Raw genomic sequence first — 13,289 nt, forward strand, 5'->3', positions numbered from 1 at the left:
GCAGGACGTGCGCTTCTTCGACCAGCTGTCGCTGGCAGCGGTCCGCTCGGCCGTTTCGACGTCCCGTCACTTCCTGCGGCTCACCCTGTTCAAGTGGCAGGCGGCGTTCGTCGAGGACGACGCACTTCTGATCACGTCGGAACTGGTGACCAACGCGGTCACGGCCACCGGGGTTCTCACCGATCACCCGACGTGGGGTGAGTTGGAGAAGCTCAACCTCGTTCAGGTGCGACTGGTTGGTCTGCGGGACAGCATCGTCATTGAGGTGTGGGACGCATCGCCTGAAGCTCCCACTCCGATGCAGGCCGACGATGACGCCGAGGACGGGCGTGGACTTCTGCTCGTGCAGCAGCTTGCCGAGCGGTGGGGTTCGTACCGTCCGCGCGCCGTGAGCGGCAAGGTGGTCTGGGCGGAACTGGCCGTACGGCCACCCCGGCCCACACCGCTGCCCCGGCGTGAGAAGTCGGCACGCTCAACGATCCGGCCTGTGCGGCCGGACGTTGGGTTTCTGCGGCGTGTGCCGACCGGGTGGAGGTGGCCTTCTGGTGGCCTTCTCATGGCGCGGCACACGGGCATGACCCGAGCGGTGCGGGCCCGCGGCCGGGTGCCGCTCGGGGTCCTCAGCCCAGACCGGCCGTGATCCTTCCGGCGGTGCGGCGCATCAGCGGGGCGAGTTCGGCCGCGCGGGCGTGGTCGAGGCGGGTGGCGGGGGCGGAGAGCGTGACGGCGGCGACGCAGCGGCCGGAGCGGTCGTGGACGGGCACGCCGGTGGCGTGGACGCCGGTGACGCTCTCGCCGGCGTTGAGGGCGTAACCCCGCCCGCGGCTCTCCTCCAGGTCGGCGAGGAAGGCCCCCAGGTCGGTGAGCGTGGTCTCGGTGAGCGCGGCCAGGCCGGCGGCGCAGCGCTCGCGTACGGCCTCCGGGGGCAGGTCCCACAGCAGGGCCTTGCCCGCGGCCGTGGCGTGGGCGGGGACGTGGTCGCCGGTGCGGGGGGAGACCCGCAGCGGGTGCGGGCCCTCGACGCCGTCGAGGAAGTAGACGTCGGGGCCGTGCGGCACCAGGAGGTTGGCGGTCTCCCCGGTGGCGTCGCGCAGCTGCTCCAGGTGGGGGCGGGCGGTCCGCCGCAGGGTGTCCTCGTCCACACCGGCGCGGAGGCCGAGGAGCGCGGGGCCCGGCCGGTAGCGCTTGCCGCCGGTCTCCTGCTCGGCGAAGCCGTGGGCGCGGAGCGTGGAGAGCAGGCGGTGCGCGGTGGACGCGGCGACGCCGAGGTGGCCGCTGAGCTCGGTCACCCGGACCGCCCCCCGGTCGCGCAGGAAGAGCAGCGTGCGCAGCGTGTTGGCCGCGGAGGTCGCGCCGTACGGGTCGGACGAGTGATTCGGCATAGCAGAAAGAATAGCCGAGGGCATTTCGCCACACCGGCATCATTCGTAGCCTCGCAGCTCAGAGGCTCCGGTATCTCATCATTTTTTTCCGTGGTGAAGAATCACGCCCGCCTGCCCCCGGATCTCCCCTTTCCGAGAGGACCCCTCGTGCGCACCGTTCGCGACGCCGCCTTCGACGTGCTGCGCCGGCACGGCATGACCAGGATTTTCGCCAACCCCGGTTCCACCGAGGTGCCGCTCCTCACCGACCTCCCCGGCGACCTGGAGTTCGTGCTCGCGCTGCACGAGGGCTCGGTCGTCGGCGCGGCCACCGGCTGGGCCCTCGTCCGGGACCGGCCCGCGGTCGTCCTGCTGCACACCACCGCGGGTCTCGGGAACGCCGCCGGGGCGCTGGCCACGGCGCGCGTCAACCGGGCCCCGATGGTCGTCCTGGTCGGCCAGCAGGACCGCGGGCACCTCGCCCAGGAGCCGTTCCTGGCCGGCCGGCTCGACGGGCTCGGCGGCGACTACCCGGTCCGCACCGAGACCCCGGTGCGCGCCCAGGACGTGCCGGGGGCGATCGGCCGCGCCGTCCACGCCGCGCGGCGCGAGCGGGGCCCGGCGCTGGTGATCGTCCCCATGGACGACTGGGGGCGGCCCGCCGAGGACCTGCCCGTCCCCGCGCCCGCCGAACTGCGCCACTCCACCGGCGCCGACCCCCACCTCGTCGAGCGCGTCGCCGGCCTCCTCGCCGGGGCCGGCTCGCCCGCCCTGGTGGCCGGGGCCGGCGCGGACGACCGCAGGACCTGGGACGCGCTGGCCACCCTGGCCGGCCGGCTCGGCTGCCCGGTGTGGCAGGAGCCGTTCGGCGCCCGGGCCGGCTTCCCGCAGGACCACCCGCAGTTCGCCGGCCATCTGCCCGCCGGCCGCGCCGAGCTGCGCGAGATCCTCGCCCCGTACGACCTCGTCCTCGCCGTCGGCGCGCCGGTGCTGCGCCAGTACGGATACCAGGACGGCCCCCTGGCCCCCGCCACCACCCGGCTCGCGCTGGTCACCGACGATCCGGCCGAGGCCGAACGCGCCCCCGTCGGCCTGGCCGTCGTGGCGCCGCTGCCCGGATTCTGCGCCGCGCTGGCGGAGCGGACCCCCGCCCGCGCGGCCACCTTCGCGGCGGCCCGCCCGCCGTCGCCCGCACCGCCGGCGCCGGGCGAGCCGCTCCGCCCCGAACACGTGCTCGCCGCCCTCGCGCGGCGGATGCCGGCCGACACCGTGGTCGTGGAGGAGACCCCGTCCAGCCGCACCCGGCTCCACGAACTCCTGCCCGCCCGGGAGCCGCTGGGGTTCCTCAGCGCGGCGATGGGCGGCCTGGGCTTCGCGCTGCCCGCCGCGATCGGTGTACGGATGGGGGCGCCCGGCCGCCCGGTCGTGGCGGTGGCGGGGGACGGCTCCGCCCTGTACCAGATCCAGGCGCTGTGGACGGCCGCGCACTACGGGGTCGGCGTGATCTTCGTGGTCCTCGCCAACGGCCGCTACGCGATCATGGACCAGCTCGCGGCGGAACAGGGGGGCAAGGCCCCGTGGCCCGCGTTCACCGAGGTCTCCGTGGCCGGCCTGGCCCGGTCCCTGGGGTGCCCGGCGCGCACCGTCACCGGCCACGGCGATCTGCTGCGCACGCTCGACGAGCTGACGCCCACGCTCGGCAACCGCACCGAACCCCTCGTCCTCGAAGTCGCCGTGACGGCGGACCCCGCGCCTCCCGCCTGACGCGCGGCCGGCCCCGCTCCCGCGCCCCCACTCCGTCGCCCCCGGCCGATCCCGTTCCCGCCGCCACACCCCGGTGTCCGTGTGAGTCCCGCGACAGCCGGGGGCCCCTGACCGCCCCCGCCGATCGTTGTAGTCTCCGAAGGGACGCCCTTGACCCGCAGGCAGCGGGCAGGGAGCAGACGAGTCGGGAGATCCTCATGCTGCGCACCTTGTTCAAGTCCAAGAGCTAGCGTTTGCATGTTTCCGCAGGTCAGAGGCTTGATGGCCCCGCTCAGGTCAGCAAACGGTCAGCATCGGGCGCGGGAGTGTCCCAGCTTGCTGACCAGGTGGCCGCCACGACGGGTGACCTCGACAGGTCTCTGGCTCCCACCGAAGCCGCAGCCGGTCCGACCGCGGCGGCCCTCCGTGTGACCTGCTGTGTCATGATCACCCGCGCCCGCAGGCGGGCTGGTCCGGGCGTGCAGGGCATCCGGGCGTGCAGGGCAGCCGGTTGCCGCGCCACCTGGGGGCCTGCACGGGTAGGCGAGGATGCGCTAAGCGCCCACTGGGTGAGATGTCCGAGAAGGGCGGGTGGCCGCCCGACCCGTACGTGCGACAGGGGACCCCGTATCCGCCATGCCGTCGCTTCCCAGCAGCGATACTGGATACATGGACACGACGACCACCGCACCCCGCGCCGAGGTGCTGCGGGACCGCTACCGCAGCCGACTGCCCGAGCGCTTGCAGGAGCTGGCCGGCCCCGTCGAGGGCACCGTGGACCTGCCGCTCCACATCGTCTGGTCCGGGCGGACGAGCTACAGCCTGGACCGTCCGAAGTCCCGCATGACGCTCTACCGGACCGTCCTCGCCGAAGGACTGAGTGAGGACTTGGTGGCACTCCTGCACCACCGGCTGCTCACAGAGCAGTGGCCCGTGCTGCGGCGCTTGATCAGCCCCTACATCCGCGAGGCCTGGGAGGACGTTTTCCCCGAGCTGCTCCGCACCGCTCCGGCCGACACGACCGCCGCGTGAAGCTCACTCCGCTCCACGAGCGTCTCCTCGCCGACATCCTCGACATCGGCTCCCCTTACCCCCTGGTCCTCACCGGCGGATACGCCGTGCAGGCCCACGGCCTGGTCGAACGCTTCAGCCGCGACCTCGACGTCGCCACCGAGAACCCCGCTCCCATGCAGGAGATCGTCGCCTCACTCACGGCGGGTCTCAGCGCGCGCGGATGGCGGACCACCCACGTCCAGACTGATCCGCTCAGCGGCCGTTTCCTCGTCACCGATCTGGACACCGGCGAGGAGTGCGAGGTCGACGTCCTCAAGGAGGCGTTCTGGGCTCCGCCCGCTCAGACCCCCTACGGCCCCGTTCTTTCCCTCGATGACGTGATCGCCACCAAGGTCCGTGCCCTCGCCGACCGCGGTACCGTCCGTGACCTCATCGACGTCCAGGCCGCCTCCCGCCACCGCTCCACCGCCGACCTCGAATCCCTGGGCCGCCGTCGCGCCCACGACGAGTTCAGCCTCGAAGACCTCCGGGACCGGCTCATCGGCGCGGACTGGTACGAGGACGAGGACTACACCGCGTACGGGCTCACCTCCCGGCAGATCGAAGAACTCAAGGCGTGGGCGCTGGAGTGGGTGGAGGACCTGGGCGCGCGGATCCATGACGAGAACGCCTGAGAGGCGGTCATCGCGTCCATCCCCTCTACCGCCGTTGCAACGAGAGGATGCGGTGTAGCCAGCAGGTTCCAACCCGGAGCCGTCCACGGTGGGTGGCTGCGCTGCACCGCGGATGTGTCAATCCCTCGAATCGTGGAGACCTTCCTATGCAGCCAGCTCCTCATCGAGGCTGGCCCAGTAGTCGTGTTCGTAGTCGATCGGGCTCTTGAAGCCGCACACGCTGTGCAGCCGACGGTTGTTGTAGAAGTCGGTGGTCCAGGTCGCGATTCGGATCCGGGCCTCGATGCGTGTGGCGAAGGCTTGCCGGTGGACGTACTCGACTTTCAGCACGCTGTTGAACGCCTCGCTGACGGCATTGTCGAAGCAGGAGCCGACCCAGCCCATGGGCTGGAAGACACCCAGCCGGCGACCCGGTGGCCGCCGCCCTGCCCGCGCTGGAGACGAAGGCCCGAGGACCTGTACGAGGCCCAGCCGCACAGGACGAAGGCCGGTTCGCCCGGGACGGGGACTGTAAGTGGGCGGTTCGTGAGTCTTTGAGTGGATCCGCTGTCGCCTGATCGTGTGGCGGCGGGGCGGAATCTGCCGGTCCGCGGTTGATGATCTGGTGATGTGGCCGGGTGAGTGAACGTAAGCCGTACCCGAGTGACTTATCGGACGAGCAGTGGTCGTCGATCGAGCCGGTGATCACCGCGTGGAAGGACCGGCACCGCTCGGTCAGCGGCCACCGGGGCGCCTACGACATGCGGGAGATCGTCAACGCGATCCTCTACCAGGGGCGGACCGGCTGCCAGTGGGCCTATCTCCCGCACGACCTGCCGCCCAAGAGCGCGACGTACTACTACTTCGCCGCGTGGCGGGACGACGGGACCGACCAGGTCATCCATGAACTGCTGCGCTGCCAGGTCCGCGAGCGCGCCCGGCGGTTAGAGGACCCGACCCTGGTGGTGCTGGACACCCAGAGTGTCCACGTGGCCGCCGGGGTCCCCGCCGCCACGACCGGGCACGATCCGGCCAAGCGGGTGCTGGGCCGCAAGCGGGGCCTTGCTGTGGACGTCCTCGGCCTGGTCGTCGCGGTCGTCGTCCTCGCGGCGAACACCCACGACAACGCCGCGGGCATCGTCCTGCTGGACCAGGTCGCCGAGCACGCCGGCGGGACTGTCCGGCAAGCCCTGGTCGACCAGGGCTTCAAGAACCAGGTCGTCATGCACGGCGCCGGCCTGGGCGTTGACGTTGACGTTGAGATCGTCGCACGCAACCCACAGGTCAAGGGGTTCGTGCCGCAGCCGAAGCGGTGGAGGGTCGAGCAGACCTACGGGATCCTGATACTGCACCGGCGCCTGGTCCGCGACTACGAGCACCGCCCCTCCTCCTCCGCCTCCCGCGTCTACTGGGCGATGACCCACGTCATGACCCGACGCCTCACCGGCGCGAACACACCCACCTGGCGCGAGCCGCAGGCGGTGGCAGCGTGAATCCAGCCCCTGCTCGACGCCCTGGACCTCCAGGAAGACGCCGCCCGGGTCCTGGCCGACGACCTCCGCGCACAGATCGACGGCCTGCATGCCCGGTTGCGGGAGGCCGAGACGCACCTGGAGCACCTCGCGATCACCCGCAAGACCGTCACCGGCCTCGCCGACCGGCTCCCGGCTGTCGCGCCGGAGCTGCCCGAGCACCTGGACTACCCCCGCATCCTCGCCGTCTTCAACCACGAGACCGGGCCGCTACGGGCCAAGGACGTCTGCGAAGCCCTCGGCCACGAACTGCTGCCGAAGAACGTCGAAGGCACCCGCGCCAAGCTGAAACGCCTGGTCAAACTCGGGATCATCGCCGAGGCCGACACCGGCAACTTCACCAGGAAGCAATAGCCGACGGAACCTTCGCCACCGGCCTTGCCCCAACCTCAGCCGGAAACGGGCATCACCTTACGAACCGCCCACTGAGAGGAAACCCAGGCGGGAAGCCGTCCAGCCAGGCCGGAGCGATGTTCCTCACAAACATCGGACGGGCGTGTCGGTGTAAAGTCGAGACCGCCCTTGACCTGCACAAAGCGGGCAGGGAGCCGTCTTAGAGGAGTCCAAAGTGCTGCGCACCATGTTCAAGTCCAAGATCCACCGTGCCACCGTGACCCAGGCCGACCTGCACTACGTCGGCTCCGTCACCGTCGACGCCGATCTGCTGGACGCCGCCGACCTGCTCCCGGGCGAGCTGGTGCACATCGTGGACATCACCAACGGTGCCCGGCTGGAGACCTACGTCATCGAGGGTGAGCGCGGCTCCGGGGTGATCGGCATCAACGGGGCCGCGGCCCACCTGGTCCACCCCGGTGACCTCGTCATCCTCATCAGCTACGCCCAGGTCGAGGACGCCGAGGCGCGGCGGATGACCCCGCGCGTGGTGCACGTGGACGCGGACAACCGCGTCGTCGCCCTCGGCGGCGACCCTTCCGAGCCGGTGCCCGGCAGCGACCAGCGGCGCAGCCCGCAGGCCGTCGCGGGCGCCGCCACGGTCGTTCCCGCGGCGCTCCCCACAGCCGTCCCCGCTGCGGCCCCCGCCCCCGTGCCGGCGGCGCTCTGAGGCACCGCGCGCCCGGCGCACCGCGCCCCGGCGCGCGCGGTGGGAGCCGCCGCGTCCCGGTCCCGGCCCGTGCCCTCGTGGCGGCGGGGGGAAGCGCGGCGGGCGGGAGGTGTAGCGGGACCGCCGGGTGGGGAAGAGGTCTCCCGAGCGCGGAGACCCGCCGGGCCGTTCGGCCCCCGGTGTGACGGTCCCGGGCCGATTGGCATGGCTTCCCTCCCCTGTGGCACACTGTCCAGGTTGCTCGGTTGAGTGCCGATGCTGCGCGCCTCCCGCCGGGAGGACCGGAAGCGAGTCCCGCGGTACTCGTCGCCCCTTCTCAGGGGCGGAAGTACGGGAATCTTCCGGGAAGCGTCAGCGGGGTCTCAGCCAGGCACCCGGTGGGTGTCTTCCCCCGGCCCGCGGCTCGCGCCGCACCCCCCGTAGCAGGGATCTCCTTATGGAGACGTGTACCGGCGGGAGTGCGACACGCCCGACCGCGTGGGTCGGAGAGAAGGTGACCGGCCCGCCGGGTACCGGAGCGTTACGAGAGACAGGACTACGAAGTAGCCATGGCGGGACAGAAGATCCGCATCCGGCTCAAGGCCTACGACCACGAGGTCATCGACACCTCGGCGAAGAAGATCGTCGAGACGGTGACACGTACTGGTGCGTCGGTCGCGGGCCCGGTGCCGCTGCCCACAGAGAAGAACGTGTACTGCGTCATCAAGTCGCCGCACAAGTACAAGGACGCGCGCGAGCACTTCGAGATGCGTACGCACAAGCGCCTCATCGACATCCTCGACCCCACGCCGAAGACCGTCGACTCGCTCATGCGGCTCGACCTGCCGGCGGGCGTCGACATCGAGATCAAGCTCTGAGGTGACGCGCGAGATGGCTAAGCAGATCAAGGGCGTCCTGGGCGAGAAGCTCGGTATGACGCAGGTCTGGGACGACAAGAACCGCGTCGTTCCCGTGACGGTCGTCAAGGCCGGTCCCTGTGTCGTGACCCAGGTCCGTACCGCTGACTCCGACGGCTACGACGCCGTCCAGATCGCCTTCGGCGAGATCGACCCGCGCAAGGTGAACAAGCCCCTCAAGGGCCACTTCGCCAAGGCCGACGTCACCCCGCGCCGCCACCTGGTGGAGCTGCGGACGGCCGACGCGTCCGACTACACCCTCGGCCAGGAAGTCACCGCCGAGGTGTTCGAGTCGGGCACCAAGGTCGACGTGACCGGCAAGAGCAAGGGCAAGGGCACCGCCGGTGTCATGAAGCGCCACGGCTTCGCCGGCCTCGGCGCCGGGCACGGCACCCAGCGCAAGCACCGCTCGCCGGGCTCCATCGGTGGCTGCGCCACCCCGGGCCGCGTGTTCAAGGGCCTGCGCATGGCGGGCCGCATGGGCAACGAGCGGGTCACCACCCAGAACCTGACCGTCCACGCCGTTGACGCGGAGAAGGGACTGCTCCTGATCAAGGGAGCCGTGCCCGGTCCGAACGGCGGCCTCGTCCTGGTCCGTACCGCGGCCAAGGGGGCTTGAGGTAATGAGCACCATTGACATCCTTTCGCCGGCAGGCGACAAGGCCGGGACCGTCGAGCTCCCCGCGGAGATCTTCGACGCGCAGGTCAGCATCCCGCTGATCCACCAGGTCGTCGTCGCCCAGCTGGCCGCTGCCCGCCAGGGCACGCACAAGACCAAGACCCGTGGCGAGGTCCGCGGCGGCGGCAAGAAGCCGTACCGCCAGAAGGGCACCGGCCGCGCGCGCCAGGGCTCGACCCGCTCGCCGCAGTTCGCCGGCGGTGGCGTCGTGCACGGCCCCGTGCCGCGCGACTACTCGCAGCGCACCCCGAAGAAGATGAAGGCCGCCGCCCTCCGCGGCGCCCTCTCCGACCGGGCGCGCCACGGCCGTGTCCACGTCGTCTCCGGCGTGGTCGAGGGCGAGGTCTCCACCAGGGCCGCCAAGACCCTGCTCGGCAAGGTCAGCGAGCGCAAGCACGTGCTCCTGGTCGCCGAGCGGTCCGACGAGGCCGCGTGGCTCTCCGCCCGCAACCTGCCCCAGGTGCACCTCCTGGAGCCGGGCCAGCTGAACACGTACGACGTGCTCGTCTCCGACGACGTGGTCTTCACCAAGGCCGCCTTCGAGCGCTTTGTGGCGGGTCCCGCCGCGGCCGGCAAGGCCGTCGCCTCCGAGGCCGAGCTCGAAGGGAGCAACGCCTGATGAGCGAGGCAACTGCCACCGCGGTCACCAGCAAGACCTTCACGGACCCCCGTGACATCCTGGTCAAGCCGGTGGTCTCGGAGAAGAGCTACGCGCTGCTGGACGAGAACAAGTACACGTTCGTCGTCGACCCGCGCGCCAACAAGACCCAGATCAAGCAGGCCGTCGAGGCGGTCTTCTCGGTCAAGGTCACCGGGGTCAACACGATCAACCGCCAGGGCAAGCGCAAGCGCACCCGCACCGGTTACGGCAAGCGCAAGGACACCAAGCGCGCCATCGTGACCCTCGCCGAGGGCGACCGAATCGACATCTTCGGCGGCCCGGTCTCCTGACGGAGACCGGAACGTCCTGAAGTCCGGAATCTTCCGAGGACTGAGAAATGGGTATCCGCAAGTACAAGCCGACGACCCCGGGCCGTCGTGGCTCGTCCGTCGCCGACTTCGTCGAGATCACGCGGTCCACGCCGGAGAAGTCGCTGGTCCGCCCGCTGCACAGCAAGGGCGGCCGTAACAACGCCGGTCGTGTGACCGTCCGCCACCAGGGCGGTGGCCACAAGCGTGCCTACCGCCTGATCGACTTCCGTCGGCACGACAAGGACGGCGTGCCGGCCAAGGTCGCGCACATCGAGTACGACCCCAACCGCACCGCGCGCATCGCGCTGCTGCACTACGCGGACGGCGAGAAGCGCTACATCCTCGCCCCGCGTGGCCTGAAGCAGGGCGACCGGATCGAGAACGGTCCCGCCGCGGACATCAAGCCCGGCAACAACCTGTCGCTGCGCAACATCCCCGTCGGTACCACGCTGCACGCCATCGAGCTGCGGCCGGGCGGCGGCGCGAAGTTCGCCCGCTCGGCCGGTGCCTCCGTGCAGCTGCTCGCGAAGGAGGGGGCCATGGCCCACCTCCGCATGCCGTCCGGGGAGATCCGCCTGGTCGACGTCCGCTGCCGCGCCACCGTCGGCGAGGTCGGCAACGCCGAGCAGTCGAACATCAACTGGGGCAAGGCCGGCCGGATGCGCTGGAAGGGCGTCCGTCCGACCGTCCGCGGTGTCGTGATGAACCCCGTCGACCACCCGCACGGTGGTGGTGAGGGCAAGACCTCCGGTGGTCGCCACCCGGTCTCGCCGTGGGGTCAGAAGGAAGGCCGTACGCGCTCGCCGAAGAAGGCCAGCAACAAGTACATCGTCCGCCGCCGCAAGACGAACAAGAAGCGCTAGGAGCGGGTTCAGATGCCGCGCAGTCTCAAGAAGGGGCCCTTCGTCGACGACCACCTCATCAAGAAGGTGGACACGCAGAACGAAGCCGGCACCAAGAACGTCATCAAGACCTGGTCCCGCCGCTCGATGATCGTCCCGGCCATGCTCGGCCACACGATCGCGGTGCACGACGGCCGCAAGCACGTCCCGGTGTTCGTCACCGAGTCGATGGTCGGCCACAAGCTCGGCGAGTTCGCGCCGACCCGCACCTTCCGCGGCCACGTCAAGGACGACCGCAAGTCGAAGCGTCGCTGACGGGCGGAGTGCGAAGACCATGACAGACACCGAAGGGACAACCATGGAAGCCAGGGCCCAGGCGCGGTACCTCCGCGTCACGCCCATGAAGGCCCGCCGTGTGGTGGACCTCATCCGTGGCATGGATGCCACGGAGGCCCAGGCGGTCCTGCGTTTCGCCCCGCAGGCCGCGAGCGTGCCGGTGGCCAAGGTGCTCGACAGCGCCATCGCCAACGCCGCGCACAACTACGACCACACCGACGCCGGCAGCCTCTTCATCTCCGAGGCGTACGTCGACGAGGGCCCGACCCTGAAGCGGTTCCGTCCGCGCGCCCAGGGCCGCGCCTACCGGATCCGCAAGCGGACCAGCCACATCACCGTGGTCGTCAGCAGCAAGGAAGGAACCCGGTAATGGGCCAGAAGGTTAACCCGCACGGGTTCCGGCTCGGCATCACCACGGACTTCAAGTCCCGGTGGTACGCCGACAAGCTGTACAAGGACTACGTCAAGGAAGACGTCGCCATCCGCCGGATGATGACGAAGGGCATGGAGCGCGCCGGTATCTCCAAGGTGGAGATCGAGCGCACCCGTGACCGCGTCCGCGTCGACATCCACACCGCCCGGCCGGGCATCGTCATCGGCCGCCGCGGCGCGGAGGCCGACCGTATCCGCGGTGAGCTGGAGAAGCTCACCGGCAAGCAGGTCCAGCTGAACATCCTCGAGGTCAAGAACCCCGAGACGGATGCCCAGCTGGTCGCGCAGGCCGTCGCGGAGCAGCTCTCCTCCCGCGTCTCCTTCCGTCGCGCCATGCGCAAGAGCATGCAGTCGACGATGAAGGCCGGCGCCAAGGGCATCAAGATCCAGTGCGGTGGCCGTCTCGGCGGCGCCGAGATGTCCCGCTCGGAGTTCTACCGCGAGGGCCGGGTGCCCCTGCACACCCTCCGCGCCAACGTCGACTACGGCTTCTTCGAGGCCAAGACGACCTTCGGCCGGATCGGTGTGAAGGTGTGGATCTACAAGGGCGACGTCAAGAACATCGCCGAGGTGCGCGCCGAGAACGCCGCCGCCCGGGCGGGTAACCGTCCCGCGCGCGGTGGCGGCGACCGGGCGCCCCGCGGCCGTGGTGGAGAGCGCGGTGGCCGCGGTCGCAAGCCGCAGCAGCAGTCCGCTCCGGCCGAGGCCAAGGCCGAGGCCCCCGCAGCCGCTGCCGCCGAGCCGAGCGCTGCCGGAAAGGAGAGCTGACCCATGCTGATCCCTCGGAGGGTCAAGCACCGCAAGCAGCACCACCCCAAGCGCAGTGGCATGGCCAAGGGTGGTACGGAGCTGGCGTTCGGCGAGTACGGCATCCAGGCCGTCACCCCGGCCTATGTGACGAACCGGCAGATCGAGGCTGCTCGTATCGCCATGACCCGTCACATCAAGCGTGGCGGCAAGGTCTGGATCAACATCTACCCGGACCGCCCGCTGACGAAGAAGCCGGCCGAGACCCGCATGGGTTCCGGTAAGGGTTCCCCGGAGTGGTGGATCGCGAACGTCAAGCCCGGTCGGGTGATGTTCGAGCTGTCTTTCCCGAACGAGAAGGTTGCCCGGGAGGCGCTGACCCGCGCCGCCCACAAGCTTCCGATGAAGTGCCGGATCGTCCGGCGCGAGGCAGGTGAGTCGTGATGGCGACCGAAACCAAGGCGTCCGCGCTGCGTGAGCTGGGCGACGAGGAACTCGTCGGGAAGCTTCGCGAGGCCAAGGAGGAGCTGTTCAACCTCCGCTTCCAGGCGGCGACCGGACAGCTGGAGAACCACGGCCGGCTGAAGGCCGTCCGCAAGGACATCGCCCGGATCTACACCCTGATGCGGGAGCGCGAGCTCGGCATCGAGACGGTGGAGAGCGCCTGATGAGCGAGACGAATGTGACTGCAGAGAAGAACGAGCGCGGCTTCCGCAAGACCCGTGAGGGCCTCGTGGTCAGCGACAAGATGGACAAGACCGTCGTCGTCGCCGTCGAGGACCGCGTGAAGCACGCCCTGTACGGCAAGGTCGTCCGCCGTACCAACAAGCTCAAGGCGCACGACGAGCAGAACGCTGCCGGTGTCGGCGACCGCGTCCTCCTGATGGAGACCCGGCCGCTGTCCGCCACCAAGCGCTGGCGCATCGTCGAGATCCTCGAGAAGGCGAAGTAAGCCAGGAGCCGTTCCCGCCGGGGACGGCGTGAGAGAACCTGAGGTTTCCCCTCAGGCCAGTTCCGCC

19 protein-coding genes and 1 pseudogene are annotated in these 13,289 nt (G+C 70.4%); 18 read left to right on the plus strand and 2 right to left on the minus strand.

Going from position 1 to position 13,289, the window contains the following annotated elements; genetic code table 11:
* The first annotated feature begins 7 nt into the window (after positions 1-7).
* Entirely contained in the window at positions 8-640 is a 633-nt protein-coding gene (locus tag HCK00_RS22360; protein WP_206320750.1) for an ATP-binding protein, read from the plus strand.
* Here the strand turns inward: HCK00_RS22360 and HCK00_RS22365 are convergent.
* Entirely contained in the window at positions 621-1,382 is a 762-nt protein-coding gene (locus HCK00_RS22365) for an IclR family transcriptional regulator (protein WP_168103831.1), read from the minus strand. The two genes, HCK00_RS22360 and HCK00_RS22365, sit on opposite strands and share 20 nt — an antisense overlap.
* Positions 1,383-1,529: 147 nt before the next feature.
* Between HCK00_RS22365 and HCK00_RS22370 the strand changes: the two genes are divergently transcribed.
* From HCK00_RS22370 to HCK00_RS22380, 3 genes are all read left to right on the plus strand, one after another.
* A complete protein-coding gene (locus HCK00_RS22370) occupies positions 1,530-3,125 on the plus strand; it encodes a thiamine pyrophosphate-dependent enzyme (protein WP_168103832.1) in 1,596 nt (531 codons plus the stop codon).
* Positions 3,126-3,773: 648 nt separating this feature from the next.
* The gene (locus tag HCK00_RS22375) at positions 3,774-4,136 is read left to right on the plus strand and encodes a hypothetical protein (RefSeq protein ID WP_168103833.1); all 363 of its coding nucleotides are present in this window, start codon (positions 3,774-3,776) and stop codon (positions 4,134-4,136) included.
* Entirely contained in the window at positions 4,133-4,792 is a 660-nt protein-coding gene (locus HCK00_RS22380) for a nucleotidyl transferase AbiEii/AbiGii toxin family protein (protein ID WP_168103834.1), read from the plus strand. Before HCK00_RS22375 ends, HCK00_RS22380 begins: the two co-directional genes overlap by 4 nt.
* A gap of 144 nt (positions 4,793-4,936) precedes the next feature.
* Here HCK00_RS22380 and HCK00_RS22385 read toward each other — a convergent pair whose 3' ends face one another.
* Entirely contained in the window at positions 4,937-5,176 is a 240-nt protein-coding gene (locus HCK00_RS22385; RefSeq protein ID WP_168103835.1) for an integrase core domain-containing protein, read from the minus strand.
* 233 nt (positions 5,177-5,409) lie between these two features.
* On the opposite strand from HCK00_RS22385, the gene HCK00_RS22390 reads away from it, so the two are divergent.
* From HCK00_RS22390 to rpsQ, 14 genes and pseudogenes are all read left to right on the plus strand, one after another.
* A complete protein-coding gene (locus tag HCK00_RS22390) occupies positions 5,410-6,264 on the plus strand; it encodes an IS5 family transposase (RefSeq protein ID WP_168103836.1) in 855 nt (284 codons plus the stop codon).
* A 96-nt stretch (positions 6,265-6,360) separates the two neighbouring features.
* Positions 6,361-6,657, plus strand: a complete 297-nt coding sequence (locus HCK00_RS22395; protein ID WP_240965996.1) for a hypothetical protein — start codon at positions 6,361-6,363, stop codon at positions 6,655-6,657.
* A gap of 214 nt (positions 6,658-6,871) precedes the next feature.
* Positions 6,872-7,282: pseudogene (gene panD / locus HCK00_RS22400) on the plus strand (aspartate 1-decarboxylase); the annotation flags it as partial.
* Positions 7,283-7,914: 632 nt separating this feature from the next.
* On the plus strand, positions 7,915-8,223 hold the full coding sequence (rpsJ, locus tag HCK00_RS22405; protein WP_159481494.1) for a 30S ribosomal protein S10: 309 nt from the start codon (positions 7,915-7,917) through the stop codon (positions 8,221-8,223).
* A 13-nt stretch (positions 8,224-8,236) separates the two neighbouring features.
* On the plus strand, positions 8,237-8,881 hold the full coding sequence (gene rplC / locus HCK00_RS22410) for a 50S ribosomal protein L3 (protein WP_168103837.1): 645 nt from the start codon (positions 8,237-8,239) through the stop codon (positions 8,879-8,881).
* A 4-nt stretch (positions 8,882-8,885) separates the two neighbouring features.
* Positions 8,886-9,560, plus strand: coding sequence for a 50S ribosomal protein L4 (gene rplD, locus HCK00_RS22415; RefSeq protein WP_168103838.1), 675 nt, complete (start codon positions 8,886-8,888; stop codon positions 9,558-9,560).
* Entirely contained in the window at positions 9,560-9,892 is a 333-nt protein-coding gene (gene rplW, locus HCK00_RS22420) for a 50S ribosomal protein L23 (RefSeq protein WP_168103839.1), read from the plus strand. Before rplD ends, rplW begins: the two co-directional genes overlap by 1 nt.
* A 47-nt stretch (positions 9,893-9,939) precedes the next feature.
* Positions 9,940-10,776: a 50S ribosomal protein L2 gene (rplB, locus tag HCK00_RS22425; RefSeq protein WP_168103840.1), complete on the plus strand. Its 837-nt coding sequence runs from the start codon at positions 9,940-9,942 to the stop codon at positions 10,774-10,776.
* 12 nt (positions 10,777-10,788) lie between these two features.
* The gene (gene rpsS, locus HCK00_RS22430) at positions 10,789-11,070 is read left to right on the plus strand and encodes a 30S ribosomal protein S19 (RefSeq protein ID WP_168103841.1); all 282 of its coding nucleotides are present in this window, start codon (positions 10,789-10,791) and stop codon (positions 11,068-11,070) included.
* 43 nt (positions 11,071-11,113) lie between these two features.
* Complete coding sequence (rplV, locus tag HCK00_RS22435) at positions 11,114-11,461, plus strand: 50S ribosomal protein L22 (protein ID WP_168103895.1); 348 nt, start codon at positions 11,114-11,116, stop codon at positions 11,459-11,461.
* The gene (rpsC, locus tag HCK00_RS22440; RefSeq protein WP_168103842.1) at positions 11,461-12,291 is read left to right on the plus strand and encodes a 30S ribosomal protein S3; all 831 of its coding nucleotides are present in this window, start codon (positions 11,461-11,463) and stop codon (positions 12,289-12,291) included. The genes rplV and rpsC overlap by 1 nt, the downstream gene beginning before the upstream one ends.
* A 3-nt stretch (positions 12,292-12,294) precedes the next feature.
* Entirely contained in the window at positions 12,295-12,714 is a 420-nt protein-coding gene (gene rplP, locus HCK00_RS22445; RefSeq protein WP_168103843.1) for a 50S ribosomal protein L16, read from the plus strand.
* Entirely contained in the window at positions 12,714-12,938 is a 225-nt protein-coding gene (rpmC, locus tag HCK00_RS22450; protein ID WP_168103844.1) for a 50S ribosomal protein L29, read from the plus strand. Before rplP ends, rpmC begins: the two co-directional genes overlap by 1 nt.
* The gene (rpsQ, locus tag HCK00_RS22455) at positions 12,938-13,222 is read left to right on the plus strand and encodes a 30S ribosomal protein S17 (RefSeq protein WP_030542569.1); all 285 of its coding nucleotides are present in this window, start codon (positions 12,938-12,940) and stop codon (positions 13,220-13,222) included. The genes rpmC and rpsQ overlap by 1 nt, the downstream gene beginning before the upstream one ends.
* The last annotated feature ends 67 nt before the right edge of the window (positions 13,223-13,289 follow it).

Origin of the sequence: Streptomyces zingiberis, assembly GCF_012034935.1 — a bacterium.
Lineage (GTDB): Bacteria > Actinomycetota > Actinomycetes > Streptomycetales > Streptomycetaceae > Streptomyces > Streptomyces zingiberis.